General features: G+C 55.9%; 2 protein-coding genes. Both read left to right on the forward strand.

Annotated features, from left to right (window positions below; genetic code table 11):
• Positions 1-228: 228 nt before the first annotated feature.
• Complete coding sequence (locus ACRPFF_RS03375; RefSeq protein ID WP_432673784.1) at positions 229-2,103, forward strand: autotransporter assembly complex protein TamA; 1,875 nt, start codon at positions 229-231, stop codon at positions 2,101-2,103.
• 54 nt (positions 2,104-2,157) lie between these two features.
• Positions 2,158-6,327: a translocation/assembly module TamB domain-containing protein gene (locus tag ACRPFF_RS03380; RefSeq protein WP_432673785.1), complete on the forward strand. Its 4,170-nt coding sequence runs from the start codon at positions 2,158-2,160 to the stop codon at positions 6,325-6,327.
• Positions 6,328-6,666: the final 339 nt, after the last annotated feature.

The raw sequence follows: 6,666 nt of genomic DNA on the forward strand, positions 1-6,666 counted from the left end.
TCTTCCTTATGTTGTTATATGTTAAGAAACGTTGTATTTTAAAAGAAATCTCATCTCCCGTGTTTTTTTATTTTTTCCGCATGCCGATTTAAAACAAAATACCATCAAACAAATAAATAAAGACACAATAAACCACAACCGTTAAAATGCCCGAAATTTATATGCCGTCTGAAATGCCTTATCCCTTTCAAACAATATAAGGCAGCCGTTCAAAACCCAGTAGAAACAATGTTAGAATCAAAAAGACCGACACCACCGCCCGACACGCATACCATTATGATCAAACTGCCCGCCCCGCTCCTTCTGGTTCTATCTTTCTTCCCATCCGTACATGCGCTTGCCGCCGACCATACCGAAAATAAGGCAGAGGGTTCCATACTGACGAAAAATAAAAATACAGACACCGAATCGGTCAAATTAAAACCCAAATTTCCCATCAGTATCGATACGCAAGACAGTGAAATTAAAGATATGATAGAAGAACACCTGCCGCTCATCACGCAGCAGCAGGAAGAGGTTTTGGATAAGGAACAGGTGGGCTTCCTTGCCGAAGAAGCGCCGGACAACGTCAAAACCATGCTCCGCAGCAAAGGCTATTTCAGCAGCAAAGTCAGCCTGACGGAAAAAGACGGCGGCTACACAGTACATATCATACCCGGCCCGCGCACCAAAATCGCCAACGTCGGCGTCGCCATCCTCGGCGACATCCTTTCAGACGGCAACCTCGCCGAATACTACCGCAACGCGATGGAAAACTGGCAGCAGCCGGTAGGCAGCGATTTCGACCAGGACAGTTGGGAAAACAGCAAAACTTCCGTCCTCGGCGCGGTAACGCGCAAAGGCTACCCGCTTGCCAAGCTCGGCAACACCCGGGCGGCCGTCAACCCCGATACCGCCACCGCCGATTTGAACGTCGTCGTGGACAGCGGCCGCCCCATCGCCTTCGGCGACTTTGAAATCACCGGCACACAGCGTTACCCTGAACAAATCGTTTCCGGCCTTGCGCGTTTCCAGCCCGGTATGCCGTACGACCTCGACCTGCTGCTCGACTTCCAACAGGCGCTCGAACAAAACGGGCATTATTCCGGCGCGTCCGTACAAGCCGACTTCGACCGCCTCCAAGGCGACCGCGTCCCCGTCAAAGTCAGCGTAACCGAGGTCAAACGCCACAAGCTCGAAACCGGCATCCGCCTCGATTCGAAATACGGCTTGGGCGGCAAAATCGCCTACGACTATTACAACCTCTTCAACAAAGGCTATATCGGCTCAGTCGTCTGGGATATGGACAAATACGAAACCACGCTTGCCGCTGGTATCAGCCAACCCCGCAACTACAGGGGCAAATACTGGACAAGCAACGTTTCCTACAACCGTTCGACCACCCAAAACCTCGAAAAACGCGCCTTCTCCGGCGGCATCTGGTATGTGCGCGACCGCGCGGGCATTGATGCCAGGCTGGGGGCGGAGTTTCTCGCAGAAGGCCGGAAAATCCCCGGCTCGGATGTCGATTTGGGCAACAGCCACGCCACGATGCTGACCGTCTCTTGGAAACGCCAGTTGCTCAACAACGCGTTGCACCCCGAAAACGGCTATTACCTCGACGGCAAAATCGGTACGACTTTGGGCACATTCCTGTCCTCCACCGCGCTGATCCGCGCTTCCGCCCGCGCAGGTTATTTCTTCACGCCCGAAAACAAAAAACTCGGCACATTCATCATACGCGGACAAGCGGGTTACACCGTTGCCCGCGACAATGCCGACGTTCCTTCAGGGCTGATGTTCCGCAGCGGCGGCGCGTCTTCCGTGCGCGGTTACGAACTCGACAGCATCGGGCTTGCCGGTCCGAACGGATCGGTCCTGCCAGAACGCGCCCTCTTGGTGGGCAGCCTGGAATACCAACTGCCGTTTACGCGCACCCTGTCCGGCGCAGTGTTCCACGATATGGGCGATGCCGCCGCCAATTTCAAACGTATGGAGCTGAAACACGGCTCCGGTTTGGGTGTGCGCTGGTTCAGCCCGCTCGCGCCGTTTTCCTTCGACATCGCCTACGGGCACAGCGATAAGAAAATCCGCTGGCACATCAGCCTGGGAACGCGTTTCTAAACCGATACGGCCGCTTCAGACGGCATTGCAGCAAACTATTTTGAAACAGACATTATGACCGATACCGCACCGACAGATACCGATCCGACCAAAAACGGCACGCGCAAAATGCCGTCTGAACACCGCCCTGCCCCGCCGGCAAAAAAACGCCGCCCGCTGCTGAAGCTGTCGGCGGCACTGCTGTCTGTCCTGATTTTGGCAGCATGTTTCCTCAGCTGGCTCGCCGGTACGGAATCCGGTTTGCGTTTCGGGCTGTACCAAATCCCGTCGTGGTTCGGCGTAAACATTTCCTCCCAAAACCTCAAAGGCACGCTGCTCGACGGCTTCGACGGCGACAACTGGTCGATAGAAACCGAGGGTGCAGACCTTAAAATCAGCCGCTTCCGCTTCGCATGGAAACCGTCCGAACTGATGCACCGCAGCCTGCACATTACCGAAATTTCCGCCGGCGACATCGCTATCGTTACCAAACCGACTCCGCCTAAAGAAGAACGCCCGCCGCTCAGCCTTCCCGACAGCATAGACCTGCCTGCCGCCGTCTATCTCGACCGCTTCGAGACGGGCAAAATCAGCGTCGGCAAAACCTTTGACAAACAAACCGTCTATCTCGAACGGCTGGATGCTTCATACCGTTATAACATCAAAGGACACCGTCTCAACCTGAAAACCGCCGACACCCCATGGAGCAAATCGACCGGCGCAGTCGTAATCGGTCTGAAAAAACCTTTTGTCCTCAACACTGCCATCTACACCAAAGGCGAACTGGAAGGCGAAACCATACACGGTACGGCGCGCCTGTGGGGCAGTTTGCAGGATATGCGCACCGACCTGATACTGGATGGCGACAATATCCATTTATCGGGGAAATCCGTCATCCACCCGTTTGCCGAATCATTGGATAAAACATTGGAAGAAGTGCTGATTAAAGGATTCAACATCAATCCGTCCGCCTTCCTGCCCTCCCTACCCAAAGCAAGGCTTAACTTTGACCTGACCGCCATTCCGTCTTTTTCAGACGGCATAGCACTGGATGGTTCTCTCGACCTGGAAAATACCGAGGCCGGTTTTGCCGACCGCAACAGCATCCCCGTCCGACAAATTTTGGGAGACTTCGTCATCGGTCAGGATGGTGTGGTACATATTGATGATGCGGACATTGCCCTGCTCGAATGGGGAAATATCAACCTGTCCGGCGATATCGATACCGGAAAAAACATCCTGCAACTGGATATAGGTATAGACTCTGTCGGCTCGAATGATGTGATTCAAACCGCAATCAACGGCAAGTTGAACGGAAATATCGGCATCAAAGGCCCAACCGCCTCACCTGGCATCACTTGGAAACTCAGCAACGGTACGGCACGCACGCACGGCAGCCTCGCCATCGCAAGCGACCCCGCAAACGGACAGCAAAAACTGGTGTTCGACACCGTTGGCATTGAAGCAGGGCAAGGCAGCCTGTCTGCCCAGGGCTACCTCGAACTGTTTAAAGACCGCCTGCTCAAACTCGATATCCGCTCCCAAGCATTCAACCCCGCACATATCGACCCGAAGTTTCCGTCAGGCAATATCAACGGCTCAATAAACCTTGCAGGCGAACTGGCAAAAGAGCAGTTTGCGAGCAAAATGCGGTTTTCCCCCAGTATACTCAACGGCGTACCGCTTAACGGTCATGCCGACATTATTTACGAATCCCGCCACCTTCCGCGCGCCGCCGTCGATTTGCGGCTGGGACAGAACATTATTAAAACAGACGGCAGCTTTGGTAAAAAAGGCGACCGGCTCAACCTCAATATCACCGCCCCCGATTTATCCCGCTTCGGTTTCGGACTGGAAGGCTTGTTAAACATACACGGCCATCTTTCCGGCGATTTGGACGGCGGCATCCGAACCTTTGAAACCGACCTTTCCGGCGCGGCGCGCAACCTCCACATCGGCAAGGCGGCAGACATCCGTTCGCTCGATTTCACGCTCAAAGGTTCGCCCGACACAAGCCGCCCGATACGCGCCGACATCAAAGGCAGCCGCCTTTCGCTGTCGGGCGGGGCGGCGGTTGTCGATACCGCCGACCTGATACTGGACGGCACGGGCGCGCAACACCGTATCCGTACGCATGCCGCCATGACCCTGGACGGCAAACCGTTCAAATTCGATTTGGACGCTTCAGGCGGCATCAACAGGGAACTTACCCGATGGAAAGGCAGCATCGGCATCCTCGACATCGGCGGCGCATTCAACCTCAAGCTGCAAAACCGTATGACGCTCGAAGCCGGTGCGGAACGCGTGGCGGCAAGTGCGGCAAATTGGCAGGCAATGGGCGGCAGCCTCAACCTGCAACACTTTTCTTGGGACAGGAAAACCGGCATATCGGCAAAAGGCAGCGCACGCGGACTGCACATCGCCGAGTTGCACAATTTCTTCAAACCGCCCTTCGAACACAATCTGGTTTTAAACGGCGACTGGGATGTNGCCTACGGGCACAACGCGCGCGGCTACCTCAATATCAGCCGGCAAAGCGGCGATGCCGTATTGCCCGGCGGGCAGGCTTTGGGTTTGAACGCATTTTCCCTGAAAACGCGCTTTCAAAACGATCGCATCGGAATCCTGCTTGACGGCGGCGCGCGTTTCGGACGGATTAACGCCGATTTGGGCATCGCCAACGCCTTCAGCGGCAATATGGCAAATGCACCGCTCGGCGGCAGGATTACCGCCTCCCTTCCCGACTTGGGCGCATTAAAGCCCTTTCTGCCCGCTACCGTACAAAATATCACCGGCAGCCTGAACACCGACGCGCATATCGGCGGGCGGGTAAGCTCTCCGTCCGTCAATGCCGCCGTCAACGGTAGCAGCAACTACGGGAAAATCAACGGCAACATCACCGTCGGGCAAAGCCGCTCTTTCGATACCGCGCCTTTGGGCGGCAGGCTCAACCTGACCGTTGCCGATGCCGAAGTATTCCGCAACTTCCTACCGGTCGGACAAACCGTCAAAGGCAGCCTGAATGCCGCCGTAACCCTCGGCGGCAGCATCACCGACCCGCACTTGGGCGGCAGCATCAACGGCGACAAACTCTATTACCGCAACCAAACCCAAGGCATCATCTTGGACAACGGCTCGCTGCGTTCGCATATCGCAGGCAGGAAATGGGTAATCGACAGCCTGAAATTCCGGCACGAAGGGACGGCGGAACTCTCCGGCACGGTCGGTATGGAAAACAGCGGACCCGATGTCGATATCGGCGCGGTGTTCGACAAATACCGCATCCTGTCCCGCCCCAACCGCCGCCTGACGGTTTCCGGCAACACCCGCCTGCGCTATTCGCCGCAAAAAGGCATATCCGTTACCGGGATGATTAAAACGGATCAGGGGCTGTTCGGTTCGCAAAAATCCTCGATGCCGTCCGTCGGCGACGATGTCGTCGTATTGGGCGAAGTCAAGAAAGAGGCGGCGGCACCGCTCCCCGTCAATATGAACCTGACTTTAGACCTCAATGACAGCATCCGCTTCGCCGGCTACGGCGCGGACGTTACCATAGGCGGCAAACTGACCCTGACCGCGCAACCAGGCGGAAGCGTGCGGGGCGTGGGCACGGTCCGCGTCATCAAAGGGCGTTACAAGGCATATGGGCAGGATTTGGACATTACCAAAGGCACGGTCTCCTTTGTCGGCCCGCTCAACGACCCCAACCTCAACATTCGCGCCGAACGCCGCCTTTCCCCCGTCGGTGCGGGCGTGGAAATATTGGGCAGTCTCAACAGCCCGCGTATTACGCTGACGGCAAACGAACCGATGAGTGAAAAAGACAAGCTCTCCTGGCTCATTCTCAACCGCGCCGGCAGCGGCAGCAGCGGCGACAATGCCGCCCTGTCCGCAGCCGCAGGCGCGCTGCTTGCCGGACAAATCAACGACCGCATCGGGCTGGTGGATGATTTGGGCTTTACCAGCAAGCGCAGCCGCAACGCGCAAACCGGCGAACTCAACCCCGCCGAACAGGTGCTGACCGTCGGCAAACAACTGACCGGCAAACTCTACATCGGCTACGAATACGGCATTTCCAGCGCGGAACAGTCCGTCAAACTGATTTACCGGCTGACCCACGCCATACAGGCGGTTGCCCGTATCGGCAGCCTTTCATCGGGCGGCGAGCTGACATACACCATACGTTTCGACCGCCTCTTCGGTTCGGACAAAAAAGACTCCGCCGGAAACGGCAAAGGGAAATAAACGGTTTTCAGACGGCATGGCACTCTCCGCCGCCATGCCGTCTGAAAGGCGCGCCGCCAAACCGGACATTTGAAAACCTGCTTTTCCGCCGTCCGCCTGCAAGGGAACAGAATCGATATAGGGAATTAACAAAAATCAGGACAAGGCGACGAAGCCGCAGACAGTACAGATAGTACGGAACCGATTCACTCGGTGCTTCAGCACCTTAGAGAATCGTTCTCTTTGAGCTAAGGCGAGGCAACGCTGTACCGGTTTTTGTTAATCCGCTATATTCCGCCATCTCTAAGATTTACAGCGATACACGGGTAATTTAAGGAATGCCCGAACCGTCATTCCCGC

This window comes from Neisseria sp. SLRRB23 (genome assembly GCF_050896295.1).
Classification (GTDB): Bacteria; Pseudomonadota; Gammaproteobacteria; order Burkholderiales; family Neisseriaceae; genus Neisseria.